The sequence below is a fragment of the Endozoicomonas euniceicola genome, from assembly GCF_025562755.1.
GTDB classification, from domain to species: domain Bacteria; phylum Pseudomonadota; class Gammaproteobacteria; order Pseudomonadales; family Endozoicomonadaceae; genus Endozoicomonas_A; species Endozoicomonas_A euniceicola.
On the sequence record NZ_CP103300.1, the window covers coordinates 3,731,260 to 3,751,585 of the forward strand.

Genomic DNA, 20,326 nt, shown 5'->3' on the forward strand with positions numbered 1-20,326 from the left:
GTCAAAAACCTATTGCGAGATATGAAAAAGCTGTACTTCCTAAGGATGCACTTTTACAGTGAACATCCAACCGAGAGTTTGTTGTTGATGACCGTAATCTAACTGACGACTCTGTATTATCTGAATTATTCCAATCACCGATAATTACATTCATACATTGGTTGGGGAACGTTACAGGAAATGAATGGGACTGGGTGGTATTACCTGATGTTTGGAATGAATGGCGTCCCCACTGCAAGATGAACCCTCCCAGCCATTTGGGAAAAATGATATATCCAATATGTCCTGAAAGTGATGCGACAAAACCAAAACGCATTTTGCTCGGAGTGACTGCTACATTGCCTGAACTACCAGAATTTATTTCATCCTGAGTACCAATCTTTATAAAACCTGAAATACTCTCAGTCGCATTCCTAACAAACGACGACAACCGGCTTTTCAACGTCTTCGGCGTCACCATCCGTTGATGATCAGTCCCCGCATTCACCTCCGCCTGCGTAGCAATCTCAGCCTGCCCCCGCTGGCTTTCGGTGGCCTGGCGGGTGCCTTCGTCCAAGGCTGTCTGAAGGCCGTCCACATTAGCGATGGTGTGGTTGTGGGCAGCGGGAGGGTATACCGAGGGCTTGCCGGTAATATTCCCCCATGACCGAACCCCGTCCCACCAGGCTTTCAGCTTTTTAGGCGTCACCAGCCGACTGTCGTCTGTACCGGCGTTGGTTTCTGTCTGGGTTGCTACTTCAGCAATACCCCGGCGGGATTCCGTAGCCGTTCGGTTATGCAGCTTCTTGGGGGTGATGATCCGGGTATCATCGGTGGAACCGTTGGCCTCTGACTGGGTGGCAATCTCTGCCGTTCCTAACAGGGACTCCGTCGCCTGGGGCGCATAGATCGACACATTACCAGACGGGGCAACCGTGCCGGGGTTGGCGCTCAGGTTCAACTGGTGCGCCAGCAACAGCGTAGCGTTAGCCGCCTTGCTCTGAATCGTTGAACCGTCGTCGTTTTGAGCCGTGGCGAACAGGACGCCGCCATCGGTGTAAAACTGCATCTTGGTTACGTCATACACGTCGGTGGTACTGTCCTGCGCCACAACGTAAATCCGTGACGGCTCAATGACCTGCACCCCTTTCAGGGTCAGCGGCTTTATTTTGCTGCTGCCGTTGTACAAGTCCACACGGTTCAGCGTGACACCGGCAAAGCCGCTGGCCTGTGCGTTAATGGCGGCATCGATGCCGCTCTGGTGAATGGTCAGACTCATTCCCATGTCTCCCTGGATAATACGACCTGATGAACGTGGGCGTTCAGCTCTAGCGGTGCGGCGTGAACCGTTCCCACGTTGAAATTAAAATCGCTGCGTAACGGCTTGGCCTGTTTGATGGCGTTGATGATGTCGTCCTGAAGGTCAGCATCGGGGCGGAAGGCGGCGGTTTTGATGGTGCCGGGGGCGTTGTCGGGGACGGTTTCGCCTACGTAGACTGTTGACCAGCCCTGCTTGCCGTTTTCAAAGCGGGGGTTAGGCACCAGTTGTCTGTTTTCGAACAGGTCCCAGCATTCCAGTTCGGCGACCTGTGCGGTGCCAGTGCCATCCCAGCAATTCACAAAAAACATCGGCCGAATGTAGGCAGTACCGGGGCGGAACTGGTTATGATTGTCGTCACCTTCCCCAGTAATCTCCCCCTCAAACACCTGCCAGCCATCGGCACTGGTAATGGAACGACCAAAAGTACAGCAATAACGGTACCAACCAGGATCAGAATTCAGATAATTAAAGTCTTTATCCAGCGTGGCCACGCCTGCAAAAATACCGCTTGAACCCGGGTTGTCAACGGTTTGCCGAACCTTGAAACGAACCCGATAGACACGGCCAGTCTGTACCGGAATAGCCTGACTGCAATGCAGTGCTTCCTCATCCCCCGTCCCAATCTCCAATACCGGCAACTGCCGTTCATTATCCTGCGCTGAAATATCCACGCTGAATGTATGCGGCAAACCCTTGGGCGACTGCTGCCACCACTCGGTAATATTCGCCGTAGTACCGAACCGGGCAATGGCGTTTTCAACCGCCTGTAAACTGCCTTTAATACGGTGCTGGTAGAGGGCATCTTTTAACGACTGGCGTTTGATATGTTCCGGCCAGTTGTCGTTCCAGTCGTCGAGACTGAACGCCCAGGCAAGGTAGGGCAGGAACTCAACCGGACACAGGTCAGGGTTCCAGAGCTTGCGGTAAATCACCGGCAATTGCTCAATGCGTTCGCTGATGCTGGCAAGCGCTCTTTCTTGTTTAGTTGCTGAAGGTGGAAGCAAGTCAGACACTGTTCAGCACCTCCTGCTTCTGAGTCAGCTCAATAGCTGAACAGTAAGCCGCCTGTACATCCGTGGGGGTAATGTCTGCCGCTGGTTCATGGAGCACCACTCGACTGACACCCGCCTGTTGCAGCGCCCCGTAAATACCCGACACTGGCACAATAGCCCCGAGTTTATGTCGTGACTCGACAAACTTCTGCACCGCATCACGGGCGGCGTTCATCACCTGTTCAACCCCTAAGCCGCCTTGCGTGTAGAGGTCGGCTTTAACCCGGTAAGTAGTGATGGTGGCACCCTGCACCGTCAGGTCGTCGGTCAGCTGCCTGACGTGTTTCTGCATCAGATGATCCGTGACGGTTTTCAGCAGGTCAGCGGACGGTGTGCCGTCGCCCTCATGGGACAGAATGGTGTTGATAATGTCGGCGTCGTTTTGCCGTTTGGGTTTGGCGTCTTTCACCTGACCGGATGCGCTGAGGCTCTGGAAGATGTACGAACCTTCTGTACCTGCGTTGGTCTGCCCTTCCATAGAGAGCTGGATACGGTAACGCAGGGCTGAATCAGTTTCGTAAGTGGGTTCCCGTGGTGGAATGGCGTCAGGATCACCGGCATCAATCACCAGTCGCTTAACGTTCCACAGTGCGCCGAGGTTATCCAGGTCGGAACCCGTGGCGTAAGGCAGCATCACCGCCTGAGCTTCGTCGTTGATCTTTGCCCGTAGCAGCATTTCACGGTAGGCGCAGACCTCAAGGATTTTGTAGGCAGGGTCGCTTTCAAGCAGTGCCGTAAAATCCGGTTGCAGCTTGACCAGCTGGTCAATCATTTCGGCAATGATCTGTTCATAGTCCAGCGGCTCCACCACTTTCGGTGGCGGTAGCTGACTCAGGTCGATAACGGTGAAGCTCATTAAATTACAATCCCATCCAGTGTGATTTTCTGACCGTCCGGCAGATAGTCACCTACAATGTCTAACTCCACCCTGCCGGGCTGGGCTGCGACTGCCCGAATCTGCTCAACCTTGAAACGGGGTTCCCAGATTTCCAGCGCTTCCGCCGCTGCGGCGTAAATATCAATCAGCGTTGCCCGGTTCATGGGGGCGTCCACCAGTTCAAACAGGCGCGAGCCGTAGCTACGCCTTTGAATGCGGGTGCCAACAGGGGTGGTGAGAATGTCGGTGATGGACTGGCGCAGATGATCCAGTCCGGACAATTGCTTGCCACTGACAGCGTCTGTTCCGTTCATGCTGACAGTGTGTGGGGTGTGGTGGGGGAATTCCTCCGGGGGGTTTTCCTGTTATTGTTTCTGAGCAACCGCCCCGGTAGTAGAAGGCCCGGACGCCACGCCGGGGTGGTTATGCCCGTTATAGATATCCCGGTCAGCCTGCATACTGCGGGTACTGTCGGTGATGTCCTGAGTGGCGGTGATATTGCCGTTCACCAGCAAGTCACCTGTAAAGGTAATCCCACCGCTGCTGGTCAGCTCAGTGGTTGCGCCCCCGGGTAACTGTGCGGTCAGCTTGTGGGCGTTACGGTCGTACTCAATACGGGCGCCATCCGCGTATTCAGTGATGTGTTTGCCTGCATCGTTATAGGGGGCTGAAAACTGTTCCTTATATAAAGAAGGAAGAACCACGCCCTGAGCCAGATCACCAAACGGTGACAGTACCAGCACCTGTTCCCCGTCTTCCGGCTTCCACCAGGTCTTATCATTACCTGCCCGATGGGTTAACCAGGGCAAGGGCTTGGTGTGCAGCTCACCGATCCGGACACGAACCTTGTCAGACGGCTCGCCCCCCTTGTTCTCTATTACGCCAATCCGCAACAGGTTGGAAAGTCGCCGTTCCAGGTCTTCCAGTATCCGGTAAACGTCCATTAAACCACCTTCGTGTAATCGTCTTCGTGATCCTTGCCTATGTCCGGCGCAAAGCCCACATAAACCGATTCCGGAATAATCCCGCTGTCATCAAACACCGTGGCACCCAATAGCACATCCTGAGTAAACACCACACGCCAGACTTCATAGTTATCCAGTTCAGTATCAAACTCATCCGGCCAGCACCCGCCCACTCTGGCAGGCTGTGACGGCACGCCAAACCGCTGCCCGTCCAGATAATGAGCCACCTGCGCCGCCAGTAGCCGGATATAGCGCTTTACCTCTTTGGTGCGGTAGCCGCAGATAATCCGTACCTCCGCTTCCAGCGTAACGGGCAGTTGCTCGGTATTGGCATTATCATCAGCCTGTGCCTGAATGGCGGTCAGTTCCAGAAACGCAGCGGGGGTGACAATTTTCTTTTTTTCCCGTGGGTATTCAGCCACGGTTTTAAACGCCTTCAGGGTTTTCAGTCCATCAATGACCGACTGGTGCCACTCATTCAGGTCTAACCCTGTTTCAATTTTTCCATTCGCCATTTCAGTTGTCGCTCGTATTCGGTCATGAAAATATCTTCAAAATCCACCAGCACGTCGTCTTCTATAATGCTTTCGGCCTGATCTTTAATTCGGAAGGTGGCTAACTGGATGGGGAGTTGTGAACGGTACTTGCGCCCGGTTTTCTGGCTGAGCATCTTCGGTCCCCGGCGTTTGCCTCCGGGCTGGCGAATGAAGGCACCGGTTTTGTAATCCTTGTCACTGCCAAACTTTTTAACCTTTGCCCGAAATGCGCCCTTAATGGTTCGGTTCCCAACACTAACGCCTTCCGCCGTCTGTTTTGGGTTGCCCCAGGCCACTGCGGTCATATCGTTCAGACCGTACCAGAGCGTTACCTCTCCCAACCCGTTGCGGCTGCGCTTAAACTGGAACAGTCGTTTACGGATAAACTTCTGAGCCTTAATGTCCAGCCCTTTCTGTAATGCCCGTGCGGCCAGTGTGCTGAGTTTGCGGGCGGTGAATGTCAGTGCAGCGTTGTATGCCTGCTTAACAACGACTTCCGTTGCGCCCAGACCTTTGGCAACGGTATCCAGCTCTTCAAAATCCAGATCAAAATACAGTTTATTCATTGGACAGAACGACCACAGCCAGCCCGGTGCCGTCCGGCTCGACGGTCAGGACGCTGAAAGGCTCACCTTCTATGTCCACGTCCTGCCCCCGTTCGATCAGCCCGGTATCCGACGCCTTGCAGGTAAACCGGGGCTGGGTGGTTTCAATATCCACCTCACCGGTTTCAGCCAGTAAAAACGCATTGTCAAAAATGCCGTGTACCCGCTTTTCGCCCTGAGCCGTATGAAAAAACGCCACGGCGGCAAACTCATCATCGTTCAGAAAGTCGTCAAGGTCTTCCCAGTCGAAGTGGCTCATGGTTCTCTCCTGAATTAAACCGCTGTGACGGTAACGCCGCTTCCCTCAATGCTGACAATCTCAGCTTTGTATTTGGCTCCATAGGGCAAATCAACCGAAACAACTTCTGTAGCGGTTGTTTCATAAATCAGGCTGTAACCCGCTCCGGGGGCAATTTCCGCAAATAAACGGATCAGGCCGTAATTGAACTGTCCGCTGATCTGTAAATAAAATGTGCCAGTGACTGATTGAACAGTGCTTTCAGCGTTGCCGGTTTGGTTATTGATTAATATTGTCATCCGTCTGGCGGCTCCATTCCGGGGTTTGCATTAACTGCTCAGCTTCTTTTTGTGTGAGATAGTAGTGACTGACTTTTGGGTGGTCGAGTACGCCGGTGACTATTGCCCAGATGCCAGCATTGCATTTGCGGGGTTGTACGAAATGCAGATCGTATTGTTCATCCAGCTCAATTTGTATTTCGTCGGTTATGTCTGCGATTCGGTAAATGGTGTATGTGTTGGTCATTGTTTTAATTCCACCCAGGGTTCGGAGGTGCCGAAATTGATTAGCTGGCCATGAGTGATGGCTTCCACGACAATGTTTGCAGTCACCGCATAACCTAGCTGTCTGGATTCATCGAATATAAAGCTTAGTTTGCCGGTATCTGTGAAATAATAGAGGTACTCGCCGTCACGGTATATATTGATATATTTATTTCCCAGATATGCCACGAGCTTATCGCTATTCGATCCAGAAAAATTTGTTACCGTTATTTTTAGAAGAGTTCCAGAAGCCACGACGCTCAGTAGTTCGACTCCGGCGTACTGCCCCGAAGCGTTCAATCGTTCTAACCTGAAGAAATCGCCGGTCGCTTCAACCTTCACACTCGAACTAGAATCAGTACTTAATGTCTGCTTAACCGGATTACAATAACGATCTTCTAAAATAGCCGTTTTAGGAGCCTCATCAGATCGGATAATGGATTCGTAGTAGCGGGAGTTTGATGAATTTTCAAGGTCTGTCAGACGTATGCTGTGGATTTGACCTAGCATATGCGCATTATTAGGATTAAATCCTCCAAAGCCATCTATGCGGTTCGCATTAGGTGAGATATTTTGCTCAGTATGTGATGTTGATTCCCCATCCACGGTCAGTGTGTACGTGTCACCTACTCTCTCAACGCACACATTTAAAGATGTTGATTCAGCAACCCTTTTTGATCTCAATCTGATATCAGGTGTTTTGGAGGGGCGCCATGTAATAACTCCTGAAGAATCTGACCAAAATTCAGAGTCGTTTTCGTCTATTCGGGAGTCGAATACTGTGTGGTGATTTTTGTGAATAGATATTGAAACTACCATCACCACTCTGTAGTCGCCTACAGGTTTCCACTCGGGAATCTCAACATACGAATTCACGCCGTTATAATTCGGCGTCCAGACTTTCCCGATGGACTTAAACCTTCCCGAATTAACGACCGGCGAAACACAGGGATACAAACCACGGCGACTCATGATTTACCCCTCTTACCTTTAGCAGGCTTCTTTTTTTCCGGCTCTGGCTCTTCAGTAGCTTCCTGATCCGCATTGTATTCTGCTAACAATTCCGCCTTGCCGCGAAAGACCAGGTTAGCCGCCAGTCCTTTCGACACTTCTATATGCTCTTCAGCGTCTTTCAGCTCACCCGCAATAAAGACCGGCTCTTTCAATAATACGTAGGGCATTATTCATCTCCTGTAAAAAGGCCGCCCTGCCGGGGGAAAGCAAAGGCGGCCTGCAAGGACACTTTTAATCAATGGGTTTCTGGTGGTTACGCCACCTTGCCGCGACAGAAGCTTTCGACGTGACGCATGGCGAAGTCCACATCTTCAAACGCCACAACCCGTACCCGGCCTTTTGCGGAATGAGTGAACGGGTCAACGGTTAAATCGAGTCCGCCCCACATGCCACAGATCAGGTCTGCCCAGTTACCGAAGATCACTTCACCGGCCTTCATCTGGTTGGTCACTTCAGTGCTGTAACCGTTGATGGTGTTGCCGGTCTCCCAGATGGTCTGGCCATTGGAGCCGCTGAACTTCTCGGTGGTCTTACAGTGACCACGCAGCTTGGCGTCCAGCAGGTACTTCATGCTGTTCACGTCAGCGTTATCCGCAGAGATTTCAGATTCCATCTGCACCAGCTCAGTGAACGTCGGCTGATTGGCCTTTGCGAAGGTCACGGAATTGATACCACTGGTATTGGCAACACCGGTAGGCTGATTGTTACCACCGGTTCCGTACAGGGCAGCCAGATCAATAGTCAGTGCCAGCTGGCGGGCGATGTCACGACGTACCAGACCTTCCATATCCAGCGAACTCTGCACCAGCTGCCGGCGGGTGATTTCCACCAGTGCGCCCACGGTTTTCGGGCTCAGGCTGATTTTGTCGAATTCCTGCTGACTGGCGGTCACGTCTTCATCGTCGTCTACCCAGTAGCCGGTTGCGCCGGACGCCATACGGGGAATATCCACGTTGCCCACCAGACCGGACAACTGAGTACACAGACCCAGCACCACGGAACGGTTCAGCAGTACGTCAATAAACGACTCAGACAGTAAATCGGTGGCAATCACTTCAGCGCCGGTTCCCCCCGGACTGATAGCTCGTGACAGAACATCCTGAGGCACGATAATGCCCTGGGCGCTCTTTCCGCTTTTTTCTGCGGCAGCGTGGGAACATTCAATCTCAAATGCAGCATCTTTCTGCACCCGAATATCCTGAGGGTTGGCCAGCGCGCGAATGGCTTTCATAAAGCTGTACTGGCGCACTTCTTTATCGTTCATGCCCAGCTCAGCGTCTTCGCCAGAGCTGGGTGGATTCTTCACCGGTGCCTGACCACGCTTGTTCATCTCTTCCAGCAGCGCCTTCTGGAAGTCTTCCGGGCTCTTGCCGTCGGCAATGTGCTTCATGCCCAGCTGTTCATGACCGTAGGCTGTCACCATGTCCATGATGGTTTTTACCCGCTTGCGTTCTGCATCAGTTCCTGCCTGACGCTCCTGCCGGGCGTTCACCTGATCATCAGCAGGTGGGGTTTGTTCTGGTTTTACTGGATCAGGCATTTCAATATCCCTTGATTGATTGTTAGGTTCAGGTTCGGTTTCACCATGACTGGCAGTGTTGCCGTTTTGTTCGTCGGTTTCCTCCGGGGTTATTTCCGACCGACTGTTATCGTCCATTGAGCGCCCTACGCCTACGGAATTGTCAGCCGGAACCGTCACCAGCGATACTTCGTAAGGCTCCCAGTCCGTTACCCGGTACTCGTCCACGCCATCATCCCGTTCTTCCACCAGCCGCATGGCATGAACCAGATAGCCGACGCTGGACTTCTTCAGAATGTCGTCCACCACATCCCGCCACTTCTCATTGGCAAGTTCTGAGTTACCAAAGCGCACCAGTACCCGACCCACCTTGTCATTACTGACAGTGACGCTTTCAATGGTGCCGATATGCTTGTCAAAGTGGTGGTTAAACAACAGTGGCGCACCATCCTGTAACCGGTCCAGCCGGATTTCGTCCGTATCGTGTCCCAGTACTTCGTTACCGAACCACCGGCGATAGGGTTCTTCACTGGAGAACGCCAGTTCAACGGTGCGCTTTTCCTCATCAATGCTGCGAACTTCAAAGGTGCGGCGTGGTTTGCTGTCATTCAGCGTCTTTATCAGCTGCTGGATTGTTTGCTGGCTGGCTGCTGGCATTGGCTTTTCCCTGCAAGAATAAATTGATTTTGTCTTCCGGAATCCCGGCTTTTCTCATGGCGTCAATATCACGGGCGTATTCCCGCCACACCTCATCAGGGTCACGTCCCTGACTGCGGATAATTTCGCCAGGGCTTTTCAGTAACTTGTCCATGGCTCCGGCGGCGGCGTTCATGTCTTTCTGTGGATCAACCCAGTCCCACCGGCGGGGCTGCCAGTGAACATTCAGAAACTTGTTAATTTTGTGGGCGGGCAGTGGCCTGCCGGTTTCCGTAACAATGCGTCCGGTCAATAGCGCCCGGTTTAACCAGCGTTCATAAACCCGCTGGTGCAGGCATTCGATCAGCCACGCCTGCATATCCTTCCAGAACTCACGCTCTTCCAGTGCGCCCAACCGGCCAGAACTGTAATTCACTCCGGTCAGGTCAGACGCCAGGTTGTGGTACGCCATACCCAGACCGGCGGCGATGCCCTTCAGAGCGTGCTGGCTGAACTTTTCAAATTCTCCGGCAGGATAGCCCGGGTCCCATGAGGTGGGTGGTTTTATACCGGGGGGCAGTACCGTAAATTCCCCTGACTCAGTATTCAGTTCCAGCTCTTCTTCGTCCGGGTCGAACTCGTCACCGCTTTCACTTTCCAGAAAGCCCAGTTTATTAGCCCCGGTTCGGGCATTGGTCAGGGCCGAGTCTTCAAACTCGTTCAGGTTCTTCATGCGCCACAGGGCGGTGGCCATCCACGGCAGTCCCCGGTATTGACCAATGAAGTCAGAAACAAAACCGTGAATAACATTCTCGGCAGGTATCCGGATATAACGGGTTGAACCCCAGAGATAAGCTCTTGTGTTGTTCTCGTGGGTTTCCAGATGATAGGCGACAGGGCGACCATACTGGTTCATCTCTACACCGTGTCGTATGTAATGCCCGTCCGCCATGTTGTCACGGTCGTAGTCCACCGGCAGGTATTGCGGATCGATGACCTGCAATGAAAAACCCCAGGGTCCCGCCTCAGCACCTTCCATCATTACCAGCAGGAGCTCACCGTCTTTGGCGGCGGTGGTGACTAACAGCTTTTCCAGCTCCGGCCAGCTCATGCGACCCGCCACGTCACAGTTCTCTCGTTTGCTCCATTCACGCCAGGCGGATTCAATGGCATCGTTCGCCATGGTGTCTAATGTTTTGTTGGCATCCATGGCGCGCGCCTGCAGCTTAACCCCGGCAGCGCCCACCACATTGTTCTTCACACCCCGCAGGAATGAACGGGCATAGTCGTTATTAGCGGCCTGTTCCCGGGATCGGGCGACCAGAATACGCTGGTTACGGCGAATAATGGCGCAACCATCAATGGGAAAGGATGGCCAGTCGGCCCTGAGCCGGTCGGTTTTTGCGCCATCGAACAGGGATTTAACCAGCGCATGGTTAATAAACCTGCGGCTTTTCTTCTTGGTGGGTGCCTCAACCGACACCGAACGCTTGAACAGGTTCCAGGGCATCAGTTAAACCTCACACGAATATGCTGAAACGGTGACTTGCCCTGAGCCTTGCGCTTTTCCCGCCACACTTCCGCACGGTACTCACGACGCAGGGCTAATAAATCGGGGATCGGGGTTCGCTCCAGTTCACGGTTATTGATCTTGTACTTGGACTGGTCCTTTCTGGCTCGACCTTCAATGACGGCCTCAATGGCTTCCAGTACTTTCAGGGCGTGGCCTCTGGCGTCGGATGGTTCGCTGATTGCCGTCAGGTCTGGATTGATTTCCAGCCCCCGGCCTGCGTCCACCAGCGCCACTTCACCATCGTTACTGGTAGCGCGTACCTCGTAGCGGTAAACGCCGGTTGTCCATTTAGCAGTTTGAGTGGCAGACACATTAAACCGGTGCCGGTTGCCGTCAGCCGTAGCCGTCACATCAATGGCTGAGGCTCCCCTCAGGTAGAGAGTCATGGTCCAGCGGTCAGCCGGATAGGCGGTAAAGTTAAGATCGAATGCCAGAGTAACACCGGCGGTAATGGTCATTGGAATCACGTCAGGTTACCGGAATCGTTTGCGGGTACTCCTGACTCTAATCCTCCGGCGCTTCTTTTCCTCCGGGGGCTTTTCCGGTTTGGGTTCAGTGGCTGGCTGTTCTTCAGGTTCCTGTTCCTGCTCTTGTTTCTCTGCCTCCATGCGTCGGGCGAGTTTATCCAGATTGACATTCATCAGTTGCAGTGCGGCCAGTGCGTATACACGACAGTCCAGTGCTTCATTTCGTTCTCTGGTTTTGTGCCATTCACGGTGAGGGAAGCCTTTCCGGTAGCGGGTGATTAGTTTCTCGGCGGTTAGTTGTTCAAAATATTCCTGATCCCTGTCGTCTGGAAAATGGCAATAGCCCGGGCCCGGCTCTTTAATACCCAGTCGACGCATGACAATACTTTTTGCCTCATCAACACCCACAGGGAACAGGTCCACAGGCCGGACATTCTTCCGACCATTGCGCTTACGGTTCGGACTGGCCACCACAGGACGACCCCAGCCGCTTACACCTTTAATCGGGAAGACCCGGCGGCCTGCCTTGCCCTTACAATAGTTATAAACATGGTCTGTCTGGTCTGATGAGTCGATGCAGACCGCCAGCAGTTTCATCTGGTGACCGTGTTCATGTTGCCAGACCTGTTCACGGTATCGGTTCAGCTCGTACCAACAGCTGTCCGGGTTCGTTTCCGGCAATGTCGGATCACCGTAAAACACCTGATAATCCAGTGACCAGGATTCATAACCCATACCCCAGCCCACCAGCTCCAGCTCTAAACGGTCTCGCTGAACATCGACACCTGCCGTAATAGCCACCACACCGGCGGGGATTTCTGCCAGATATTGTTCCAGCCGCTTCATCAGAACATGGTGGTCTACCCGCTCGCCGCCTTCTTCCCAGGTCTCCGCCAGTGACACATTCATAAACGTCTGCAGGTCGTTGGCGGCATTCTTCTCCAGAAACGAAATAACAATATCCCGCAACCGGCGGAACATGCTGTATAACTCTGACAGGTGGTAACTGGCATGACCTTTAAATGGCTTGGCACCAATCCATTCACCATTACGGATAGCGGCAAAGCGTTCCGCGTCGTTCCAGATAGCGCCGCAGGTTTTGCAGATATAGCGGGCAGTTTCCGGGTAATGCTCGATGGTTTCGCCCTTGTCGTTGCGCTCCTTGTCCCAGTCAACGCCTGACCATTCCAGTGTCTGTTTCTCTTTGCAGTGGGGACACGGCACATAAAACCGCCGCTGGTCACCGGCTTCAAAACTGGTTTCTATAAACGATGCCCGCTTGACCGTGGGTGTTGAGGTTTCAAACAGAAGACGCTGGTCACCAAAGGTGGCAGCCCGTTGCCAGAGGAGTGAAACCGGATTACCTTCGGCGGTGACTTCGTAGCCGTCCACCTCATCACAGAATATTTTCGGTGCGGATCGTCCCCGCATGGTTTTGGGTGAACCACTCCAGGCGAACATCAGAAAGCCGCCAGGGTAGGATTTCATCTTCTGGTTATTCACGCCCTCACGGCTGCGTGGCTTGGCCATTTTCTCTTTAATCGTTGTGGTGCTTTCCACCATGGGGTCAAACTTGGCATTCAGCCAGGTCTGTAAATCGCCCTCACTGGGCTGCATCATCATCTGGCTTTGTGGGGCGTGGTCAATACAGAATCCCATCGCCATGAGTTGAACCTGAGACTTGCCGGTTTGTGCGCCCCACATTAACGTTATCCGGTAACAGTCCGGATTAACGACCATGTTCATGGGTTCAACCTGAAAAGGCGCATTGGCAAAACGTACAGGGCCGGGCTTGGCATTACCGGCGGGGATCTGGACAAACTGCTCTGCCCATTCGTTGGGTAATAGTTCGGGTGGAGGTTTTACCCGCTTCAGGTTACAGCTGAGAACATCCAGCAGAACATGATTGAACTCATGTGTTGTCGATGATCTCTTGTTCACTGCTGCTCAGCACCTCAAGTCCCTGTTTGATTTCGTCGGTCAGCTCCGCGACAACCTTCTGTTCGTCAGTCTCACCGATGATTCTGGTCACCACTGACTTTGGTACCTGAAGCATCCGGGTTCTGAACGTCAGCAACAGACTGCCCCAGAGTCTATCCACCTGATCAGCAGGTACCAGACGATTCCTTTCTTCCTCTTCCTTCAGTTCCGCAAGGTTGGCCTGATGGTGTAACAACCTTGCCCGTTCTTCCTCCGAATCGTAATCACCTTCTTTGGTCAGCTTCTGAATCTCTCTGTCAATTAACCACTGGATAACCAGGGTCGAATCATAGTGAGTCTGTTTGCTTGAGCTGGAATGAATCGGTATCCCGTCTTTGGTCATTCTTTGAATCTGTCGGGTACTCTTACCGATGATGTCAGCCAGTTCTTTTTGATTAACAATTGACATCTAATGTCGCCTATCTTGTTGGGTTGACTATCCTGTAGGCTCCGTCGTTACTGGAATGTCGCCTATAAAAAGAGCCAATAGGCGACATCCAATTTCAACCCCCACCCTCACTGAAAATCCCGCGACCATTCCCACCCGCCGCACTTTGCCCGGGAAGAACCTACTCCGGCTTGTGATAGCTGCTTGCTCTTGTCGCTGCTGCCCCGTGTCGTGCCGACCCAGTAGGTGATTGATGCGCCCCAGAGGGTGACGGCCTGACCGAACAGCATGTAAGCGACTTCCTTGTTACCTTCGGGCAGTTCGGTGTTAAACAGCGCCATCAGCAACGCGCCGACAATCGTTGTCATCAGGAGCGTGATCACCGCAGGCATACGACTGTCTTTGTGTGTCTGCCGGGCGTTAGCCTTGTCCGCCAGCTCAACCTGCAGGGTCTTGAATGCCAGCTCCCTGACCTGCTGTTCATTCTCCAGCTCAAACTGTTTCAGCTTCACCAGCGCTTCAGGGTCTTGCTGAATTGCTCTGGCCACGGCGACCGGTTCAGACTCCACCCCCAGCGCATTAGCCACCATTGCCCCCATCGCCGCACCAGCGGGACCACCTAAGGCAGTGCCTACCAATGGGGCAGACTTAGCCAACAAATCCTTAACGATGTTCCAGTTCATGTTAATAGCTCCATAGCCATGGGCGATTACCCGTTGTTGAAATATCGAGGTGAATAAACCGACTGCCATGGTCGCCTTTCTGGCTAACACCTATGCCCGTAAAGCCCATTCCAATCGCTGTTTTGAGAAGTGCGAAGGCTTGAACTCCGGAACACTGGATATCAATCGCCAGACCTTTAGCGTGGGTGCCAGGCCGGGGCTTGTTGCGCTCACTTGGGTGGTTTGGGCAGCGGTAGGCAGAGGACACCTTCAGAGGCCCACAGCGATCACGCAGTTGCTGAACTTTATCCATCAAGGCTGGATCAATGTGGCGACCTGACTGGCTATCACAATGACCACACTTGCAGGCCAGTTCGGCATAGGTGAAATTCTTCCAGGGGGAATCGCTCATCACTTGCCCCCCTTGCGAATCGAGTCAATGAAGGCTTTCGGGTTGCGCTGCCACTGGTCCGCCAGTTGAATCAACCCCTCCACCAGCTCCCGACTGAGCAGACTGGCAACACCGACAATGGCATTCTTTGTGCCGCTGGACAGGTCAACCTCTGCCAGTCCTTCACCCACCAGGTAAGCGACAAACGCCGCGACAAACACCGCCCGCAATACCGCCAGAAAGGTGATATGCCGGGCATCCATAATCAACCTGACCACAGCAGCCCCTACTGCAATACAGACCGTTAACACCTTGGGGCTCCATTCGTTGTTCATCTCATCCATGGACTGCGCCTTTTTTTTGTTACGTCCGAAATGGTTCCATCCGGATTTTTCCGGCTTTTTGTTCATTTTTCCTCCGGGCTGTTTTCCAGTTTTATGGGTTTATTCAGGATGTTGTTGATATGGCGGGGCGTGATACCGAACAGGCTGGCGATATCCGCAATGTACATGCCGTTTTGACGCATCCGGTGAATGGAACGATCACGCCATGCGGTATACAAAAAACGACAGGTGGCCAGATGGATAATAATCCCCCGGAACTCATTGGAGAGCGCCAGAGCTGCCTCCAGACCAATCACCTGTGAAAGAAAATGCGCTTCGGTGATTTTCTGGGGGTGAGGCACGTAGACACAGCCGTTTGCCCTGCCTGCCAGCTTCAGGGCTTTCTCACGGCCAATCACATCAGCGACTTCCTGAACGCTTTTGGGGAGTGGTGCCTGTTCGTCCATGGGGGGCCTCGTTAGTCTTCCTGTGCGAGCGTCTGAATCTCCACCATCGCCACACCATCGGGTGGAAGTTTTTCCCCGCGCAGAATCGCCAGCTGGTCAATCTGACTGTCATCGAGCCAGACACCGGCATGGGTTAAGCCATCCAGCAGGGCTTTCATGCGGTTGTCGATATCAGAGCGGCGGTTGGTCGGGAAGTGCAGCCGGACAGAAACCCTGAGCTTTCCGGTCAGCTTGCGGTTGTGGATGCCCTGTTCCATGCAGGCCACCTGAACACGACTCCGGTAGTCTTTGCCGTCTGCGGTCATGTACACACTGGGGATGTGCTTTCGGCCCTTGCGAATAACCCGGTGTTTCCAAACATGGTTCACGGTGGGTGGCAGCGGAAGAATAATTCTCATGATCTGCCTCCGGAAATCTCTGCCGAAAAAGTCGAGCACTCAGCGTCGTAATTTGCCCCCCTATAAGGGGGGGGCAAAATTAAGACGGTCTCGTTGTGCTTTTTAAGACGTTTTAAGACGGTTTTAAGACGCAAATTAAGACGTTTTAAGACGCTTAAAGATTGTTTTTTGTACGAATTAAGACGTTTTAAGACGCAATTAAGACGCTTGCTTGTATTTTTATTATTCATCCGTAAACCTTTATGCATCTTCGCCACCTGCTGTCAGGTACACGTAAGGCCCTTCGATTCGAATTGCATCAGCTTCTGTTAATCGCTTTTTATAGGTTGGGAAGTTCTTGCGGTCTTTAAGAATCCGGTCTTTGCCTACACAAGCATCACGCCACACAATTGTTTCAACTCGTGCCTCTGACTCATCACGACCACTGTCTATTAATCGCTGCCTGTACTCCCGATAAATCCGTTGCAGCTCGACCAGGCAAGCCCGCTGGGTTTTGCCAAGACTGATAAGGTTTTTAACCACAGGCGCTTCGGTATGCTCCAGCACACAACTGGTCTGAACCTCGCCGTCTTCATCCCGCCAGGGCAGTTCTACCACCTTGAGGTTGAACTCCTTCGGGTCAGGCTCGTCTGCGTCTTTCATCTTCTTGGACGTGATCTTCAGGGTGTCGTCTGTTTTCTTGACTGCATATTCCGCATCCAGCGCCGCTTTTAACGCTGAGTTGCCACGGGCTCGATCCTGATTGCCGACGCCGGTGTGATGAACGACCAGTACGCAGCAACCCCACTTTGCCCGGAAGTGTTCGTCCAGGTGTCGGACAAACTGGTTCATATCCTGGGTACTGTTTTCATCTGCGCCACCGAAGTTACGGGCGAGGGTGTCAACCACCACCACGGACGGCACCAGCCCGCCATTCTGTTCAATGATCTGCTCTACCGCCTGACAGACCTGTACCGCGCTGGAAGCGTCGTACAAACTGGCGGATGCCTTGCTGACGTAGATGGGAGCGTTTGCCAGTGAAGTCTGGTTCTGCATCTCCCAGGCTTTGAAGCGTCGGGACAGACCATTGATACCTTCGCCCGCCAGATAAAACACTGCCCCCTGCCGTTTAATCTCCTGTCCGTGCCAGGGCTTGCCGGTGGCGACACAGCACGCCATGTCGATGGCCACAAAGGATTTACCGCAAGCCGGTTCACCGAACATCAGGGCAAGGGAATCTGTTTCCAGAAAGCCTTTAATCAGCCAGCTGATGGGCTTGGGCTGACTGATCATTTCCCCTACGGACAAGAAGCTGAAGCTGGAATGCATAAAGCCGGTAGGGCACTTAAGCTGATCCAGTAACAGATTAGGCGCTACTGCTTTCAGGTCGTTGAAGTCGGTGCCGGTGGTGCCGGGTGGGAACTGGGGAAAGACGACCGTTGCCCCGATGGTTTCAGCCGCTTTCATCGCACAGGTCAGGCCGGGATTGCCCTGTGTTGCGCTGTCGTTGTCGGCGGCCATCAGGATATTCTTGCCGGTCTGCTCTAAACGACGGGCGACTGCTTCCAGGTTGCCACTGTCGAATGCCACAACAGCACCGCAGCCGGTTTCCTCGTGAATGGTGGCGGCGGTGGAATAGCCTTCGGCTTCGTACAGGGTGTCGGTGAGCTCGCCAATCAGGTGCAGGCCACCGGCTTTTTTACCACCGGTCTTGTAACGCTTCTGGAACTGTCCGTCTTCGTCCTGCCAGATGTACTGAAGACTGCAAATATTGTCGTGTTCATCGTGGATGGGAATCAGCAGGGTCTGCTCACGCTGTCGTATGCCGTGGGGCTTTACGTTTTTCAACATAAGATACGGGTGATCCGGGTCAGCAGATCGTGCCTGTTCCCACTGTTCCTGACAGACCTTGGCCGCTTCTGCCCAGACCCACTGTTGTTCCCGTTCACGCTCAGCCTTGAGGATCGCCATCACGCGCTCTTGCTCGTCACGCTCTTCCGGTGTTAGCTCCCTGCTGTTGTGGAATGACCAGACGTGCTTGTCGCCTGTCTTCCAGCTGCCGAAAGAGCCTGCCGGGTAGCGACCGCCATAAAGGACATACCAGCCGTTCTTTTTACCGGCCTTGTCGCCCTCAACGTGGAAGCGCTGGATTTTGCCATCGGGCAGCAGGTCGTCACCGCAAGCGAGCCCTGCATCCTGCATTGCGTTAGCGAACTGTTGGGCGAAGTCAGGCGAAACGCCGAATGGTGTAGCCATGCTTCCCCCTTGGTACTGAATAAGTCATAATGATCCCTGTTGGTATGAAACCCCGTAACCTGTTGGCGCTGGTGCGGGGTTTTTCTTTTTTTGTCTATTGATAGAGATCCGGACAAAGTTCTTGTCTGGTTACTTGTCCGTCAGTGGCGGTCTCGACCTGTATGGCTCGCTCAGGTGGGATTCGTTTTCTCTCAAGCCATCCGCTTACAGATTGCTGTTTTACAGGCGGGTCTAATTTTTGGCCTAGCTTCTCCTGGCTTCCGCAAATATCTATTGCCCGTTGCAGTGCTTCCATCCTTATCACCGGTTTTAGTTGTTTTCTGCTAGACTGCCACAGTTTAAAACTGTATTCAATGAACGCAAAACACAAACCGGCTTTGTTCGTTAACAATTGGCAATTGTGATTTCCATTATCAGAATGTAATTTGTAGACTCCTGCGGAGTTTTGAACAGAGCAGAAATATTAAAAGCTCGCAAGACTTGCGAGCGTAAGGGCAAAAAAAATGAGTATCGGTGACCGGATAATTAAGTTACGGAAAGAAAAGGGTTGGAGCCAGGGAGACTTAGCCAGAGAAATATTTAACGCTACAGGCAAGCAGATCAGGCAGCAAAGTATCGGTCAGATCGAAACAGGCAAGACCAAAAATCCAAGAAATCTGGAACATTTCGCTAATGCCTTTGGCGTATCGGAAAGCTATCTTCGCTATGGCGGCGACTCTGGCGACACAGGGTTTATACGAGATATACGGTTTGTGCCGTTAATCTCTTGGGTGAGTGCTGGTCAGTTCTGCGAAGTCGGCGATATTGCCTACCTTCAAGACCCTGAAGACTTGCTGCCTTGCCCTGGCAGGATCGGGCCAAGGTCTTATGCCTTAAAAGTTAAAGGCGACTCAATGACAAACCCCGTACCTTCTGGAATGAACTTTCCAGAGGGAACATTTATATATGTTGATCCCGACATCGATGTCGTCAGCGGTAAGCCGGTTATTGCCAGGCTGCCTAATTCCAATGAGAGTACATTTAAGATTTATGTAGAAGACTCAGGGAAAAAATACCTCAAGCCGCTTAACCCTCAATACCCCATTCAGGAAATACAGGCAGGCACCAACCTTTGTGGCGTGGTAGTCGGTCAGTACACCAGCCTTGAGCAATGATTAGCGGGCAGCTGTCTGCTGCCTGACTTCTCCTACTTCTGTCGTCTTGTCCAAGACTGAAAAAAATAATTCGAAATAAAAAATATAAAAACTGTTGTATCTAACAGTTTTTAACTGTATAACATAATTACAGCTAAAAACTGTTAAGAAGAAAGAGAACAACATGGACAGACAACAGACTCTTAAAGAAATTCGCGAACTGGCATTAAAAGAAGTTGCCACTCGTGAAGATTCTCGCAAGCTTCGATTACAGGCTTTGCGTCTCAATACTGACTCTCGCAAACACAGGGAAGATATTTTCAAACTTTGGCTCAGTGATGAAGAGCTTCCTGACTGTTTTCTGCTGGGTGACTTGATGGTTGAAGTTCCAGAAGACGCAGAAAGTGGTGAAGAAGTTTTAGTCAATAGATACCCGCAACTGGGTAATCAATAAACCCGTAGCAGTAACCCAACCGCAATAACAACAAAGGGGAAATCCCAAATGTCAAAAACAGACCTTGAATGTCTGGAGGATGTCTTCGTGCCTGAGAAAAGTGACGAGCGCATTCAATTAACCGAATCCACCCTGCTGGGTGATTTGATGGGGCTGGTGACAGACGAATTAAAAGCCCTGCCAGACGTTTGGCAAAAGCTGCCAGAGCATCAGCAACAGGAAGTCATCTTTCGGATAAAGCAGCGTTGTATGAATGCAGTTGCTCAGGCTGTTCGGATCATGGCAACCGGTGACCGGGTTTCACTGCTCGCTACGGTTGACACGGTGACGTTTAAAGACGGCGTGAAGGCAGTCCTGAAAATGCCGGGCAATTCACCGGGCCGTCACGACCTGGCAGACGCTGAAGGCGAAACCGTGATGATCGTCATTCCTGACACTGACGCTTACATGGGCGGTGAAGAACCTGAAGCCGATCCGGATCAGCCTGCTTTTGATCTGGATGCGGAAGACATCAGGCAGTTCACCCACTAACCAACCCGCAGTAAAGAAAAACAATAAACGCAGGAGCGTA

Annotated in this window: 27 protein-coding genes; 3 read left to right on the forward strand and 24 right to left on the reverse strand. The window is 52.6% G+C overall.

Annotated elements, in window-relative coordinates; translation table 11 throughout:
• Window position 1 precedes the first annotated feature (1 nt).
• The 24 genes from NX720_RS15250 to NX720_RS27185 form a co-directional block, all read right to left on the reverse strand.
• Window positions 2-1,258 (reverse strand): gp53-like domain-containing protein, encoded by a 1,257-nt coding sequence (locus NX720_RS15250; RefSeq protein WP_262595655.1) that lies wholly within the window; start codon window positions 1,256-1,258, stop codon window positions 2-4.
• Window positions 1,255-2,313: a phage tail protein I gene (locus NX720_RS15255; RefSeq protein WP_262595656.1), complete on the reverse strand. Its 1,059-nt coding sequence runs from the start codon at window positions 2,311-2,313 to the stop codon at window positions 1,255-1,257. Before NX720_RS15255 ends, NX720_RS15250 begins: the two co-directional genes overlap by 4 nt.
• The gene (locus NX720_RS15260) at window positions 2,306-3,208 is read right to left on the reverse strand and encodes a baseplate assembly protein (RefSeq protein WP_262595657.1); all 903 of its coding nucleotides are present in this window, start codon (window positions 3,206-3,208) and stop codon (window positions 2,306-2,308) included. Before NX720_RS15260 ends, NX720_RS15255 begins: the two co-directional genes overlap by 8 nt.
• Entirely contained in the window at window positions 3,208-3,543 is a 336-nt protein-coding gene (locus tag NX720_RS15265) for a GPW/gp25 family protein (protein WP_262595658.1), read from the reverse strand. The genes NX720_RS15260 and NX720_RS15265 overlap by 1 nt, the downstream gene beginning before the upstream one ends.
• A 51-nt stretch (window positions 3,544-3,594) precedes the next feature.
• Window positions 3,595-4,173 carry a phage baseplate assembly protein V gene (locus NX720_RS15270; protein ID WP_262595659.1) on the reverse strand — a complete coding sequence of 193 codons (579 nt, stop codon included), beginning with the start codon at window positions 4,171-4,173 and terminating at the stop codon, window positions 3,595-3,597.
• Window positions 4,173-4,709, reverse strand: a complete 537-nt coding sequence (locus NX720_RS15275; RefSeq protein ID WP_262595660.1) for a hypothetical protein — start codon at window positions 4,707-4,709, stop codon at window positions 4,173-4,175. The genes NX720_RS15270 and NX720_RS15275 overlap by 1 nt, the downstream gene beginning before the upstream one ends.
• Entirely contained in the window at window positions 4,679-5,296 is a 618-nt protein-coding gene (locus tag NX720_RS15280) for a hypothetical protein (RefSeq protein ID WP_262595661.1), read from the reverse strand. Before NX720_RS15280 ends, NX720_RS15275 begins: the two co-directional genes overlap by 31 nt.
• Window positions 5,289-5,594, reverse strand: a complete 306-nt coding sequence (locus NX720_RS15285; protein WP_262595662.1) for a head-tail joining protein — start codon at window positions 5,592-5,594, stop codon at window positions 5,289-5,291. The genes NX720_RS15280 and NX720_RS15285 overlap by 8 nt, the downstream gene beginning before the upstream one ends.
• 14 nt (window positions 5,595-5,608) lie before the next feature.
• Window positions 5,609-5,872, reverse strand: coding sequence for a hypothetical protein (locus NX720_RS15290; protein ID WP_262595664.1), 264 nt, complete (start codon window positions 5,870-5,872; stop codon window positions 5,609-5,611).
• Window positions 5,853-6,098, reverse strand: a complete 246-nt coding sequence (locus tag NX720_RS15295) for a hypothetical protein (RefSeq protein ID WP_262595665.1) — start codon at window positions 6,096-6,098, stop codon at window positions 5,853-5,855. The genes NX720_RS15290 and NX720_RS15295 overlap by 20 nt, the downstream gene beginning before the upstream one ends.
• The gene (locus NX720_RS15300) at window positions 6,095-7,087 is read right to left on the reverse strand and encodes a hypothetical protein (RefSeq protein ID WP_262595666.1); all 993 of its coding nucleotides are present in this window, start codon (window positions 7,085-7,087) and stop codon (window positions 6,095-6,097) included. The genes NX720_RS15295 and NX720_RS15300 overlap by 4 nt, the downstream gene beginning before the upstream one ends.
• A complete protein-coding gene (locus tag NX720_RS15305; protein WP_262595667.1) occupies window positions 7,084-7,296 on the reverse strand; it encodes a hypothetical protein in 213 nt (70 codons plus the stop codon). The genes NX720_RS15300 and NX720_RS15305 overlap by 4 nt, the downstream gene beginning before the upstream one ends.
• Before the next feature lie 86 nt (window positions 7,297-7,382).
• On the reverse strand, window positions 7,383-9,305 hold the full coding sequence (locus NX720_RS15310; RefSeq protein ID WP_262595668.1) for a phage major capsid protein: 1,923 nt from the start codon (window positions 9,303-9,305) through the stop codon (window positions 7,383-7,385).
• On the reverse strand, window positions 9,253-10,794 hold the full coding sequence (locus tag NX720_RS15315; protein ID WP_262595669.1) for a phage portal protein: 1,542 nt from the start codon (window positions 10,792-10,794) through the stop codon (window positions 9,253-9,255). The genes NX720_RS15310 and NX720_RS15315 overlap by 53 nt, the downstream gene beginning before the upstream one ends.
• Entirely contained in the window at window positions 10,794-11,324 is a 531-nt protein-coding gene (locus NX720_RS15320; RefSeq protein ID WP_262595671.1) for a hypothetical protein, read from the reverse strand. The genes NX720_RS15315 and NX720_RS15320 overlap by 1 nt, the downstream gene beginning before the upstream one ends.
• A 6-nt stretch (window positions 11,325-11,330) precedes the next feature.
• On the reverse strand, window positions 11,331-13,265 hold the full coding sequence (locus tag NX720_RS15325; protein ID WP_262595672.1) for a phage terminase large subunit family protein: 1,935 nt from the start codon (window positions 13,263-13,265) through the stop codon (window positions 11,331-11,333).
• Entirely contained in the window at window positions 13,237-13,713 is a 477-nt protein-coding gene (locus NX720_RS15330; protein ID WP_262595673.1) for a terminase small subunit, read from the reverse strand. The genes NX720_RS15325 and NX720_RS15330 overlap by 29 nt, the downstream gene beginning before the upstream one ends.
• Before the next feature lie 107 nt (window positions 13,714-13,820).
• Entirely contained in the window at window positions 13,821-14,375 is a 555-nt protein-coding gene (locus tag NX720_RS15335; protein WP_262595674.1) for a hypothetical protein, read from the reverse strand.
• Window position 14,376: 1 nt separating this feature from the next.
• Window positions 14,377-14,766, reverse strand: a complete 390-nt coding sequence (locus NX720_RS15340) for a YcbK family protein (protein WP_262595675.1) — start codon at window positions 14,764-14,766, stop codon at window positions 14,377-14,379.
• On the reverse strand, window positions 14,766-15,155 hold the full coding sequence (locus NX720_RS15345; RefSeq protein ID WP_262595676.1) for a phage holin family protein: 390 nt from the start codon (window positions 15,153-15,155) through the stop codon (window positions 14,766-14,768). The genes NX720_RS15340 and NX720_RS15345 overlap by 1 nt, the downstream gene beginning before the upstream one ends.
• On the reverse strand, window positions 15,152-15,535 hold the full coding sequence (locus NX720_RS15350; protein WP_262595677.1) for a hypothetical protein: 384 nt from the start codon (window positions 15,533-15,535) through the stop codon (window positions 15,152-15,154). Before NX720_RS15350 ends, NX720_RS15345 begins: the two co-directional genes overlap by 4 nt.
• An 11-nt stretch (window positions 15,536-15,546) precedes the next feature.
• The gene (locus NX720_RS15355) at window positions 15,547-15,933 is read right to left on the reverse strand and encodes a RusA family crossover junction endodeoxyribonuclease (RefSeq protein ID WP_262595678.1); all 387 of its coding nucleotides are present in this window, start codon (window positions 15,931-15,933) and stop codon (window positions 15,547-15,549) included.
• A gap of 240 nt (window positions 15,934-16,173) precedes the next feature.
• A complete protein-coding gene (locus tag NX720_RS15360; protein ID WP_262595679.1) occupies window positions 16,174-18,168 on the reverse strand; it encodes an AAA family ATPase in 1,995 nt (664 codons plus the stop codon).
• A 94-nt stretch (window positions 18,169-18,262) separates the two neighbouring features.
• Entirely contained in the window at window positions 18,263-18,463 is a 201-nt protein-coding gene (locus NX720_RS27185; RefSeq protein ID WP_404830999.1) for a transcriptional regulator, read from the reverse strand.
• 208 nt (window positions 18,464-18,671) lie between these two features.
• Here NX720_RS27185 and NX720_RS15365 point away from each other — a divergent pair, with 208 nt between their 5' ends.
• The 3 genes from NX720_RS15365 (at window position 18,672) to NX720_RS15375 (ending at window position 20,286) form a co-directional block, all read left to right on the forward strand.
• Window positions 18,672-19,322, forward strand: a complete 651-nt coding sequence (locus NX720_RS15365; protein WP_262595681.1) for a LexA family protein — start codon at window positions 18,672-18,674, stop codon at window positions 19,320-19,322.
• Between the two features lie 163 nt (window positions 19,323-19,485).
• Window positions 19,486-19,755 carry a hypothetical protein gene (locus NX720_RS15370; RefSeq protein ID WP_262595682.1) on the forward strand — a complete coding sequence of 90 codons (270 nt, stop codon included), beginning with the start codon at window positions 19,486-19,488 and terminating at the stop codon, window positions 19,753-19,755.
• Window positions 19,756-19,803: 48 nt separating this feature from the next.
• Window positions 19,804-20,286 carry a hypothetical protein gene (locus NX720_RS15375; protein WP_262595683.1) on the forward strand — a complete coding sequence of 161 codons (483 nt, stop codon included), beginning with the start codon at window positions 19,804-19,806 and terminating at the stop codon, window positions 20,284-20,286.
• Window positions 20,287-20,326 lie beyond the last annotated feature (40 nt).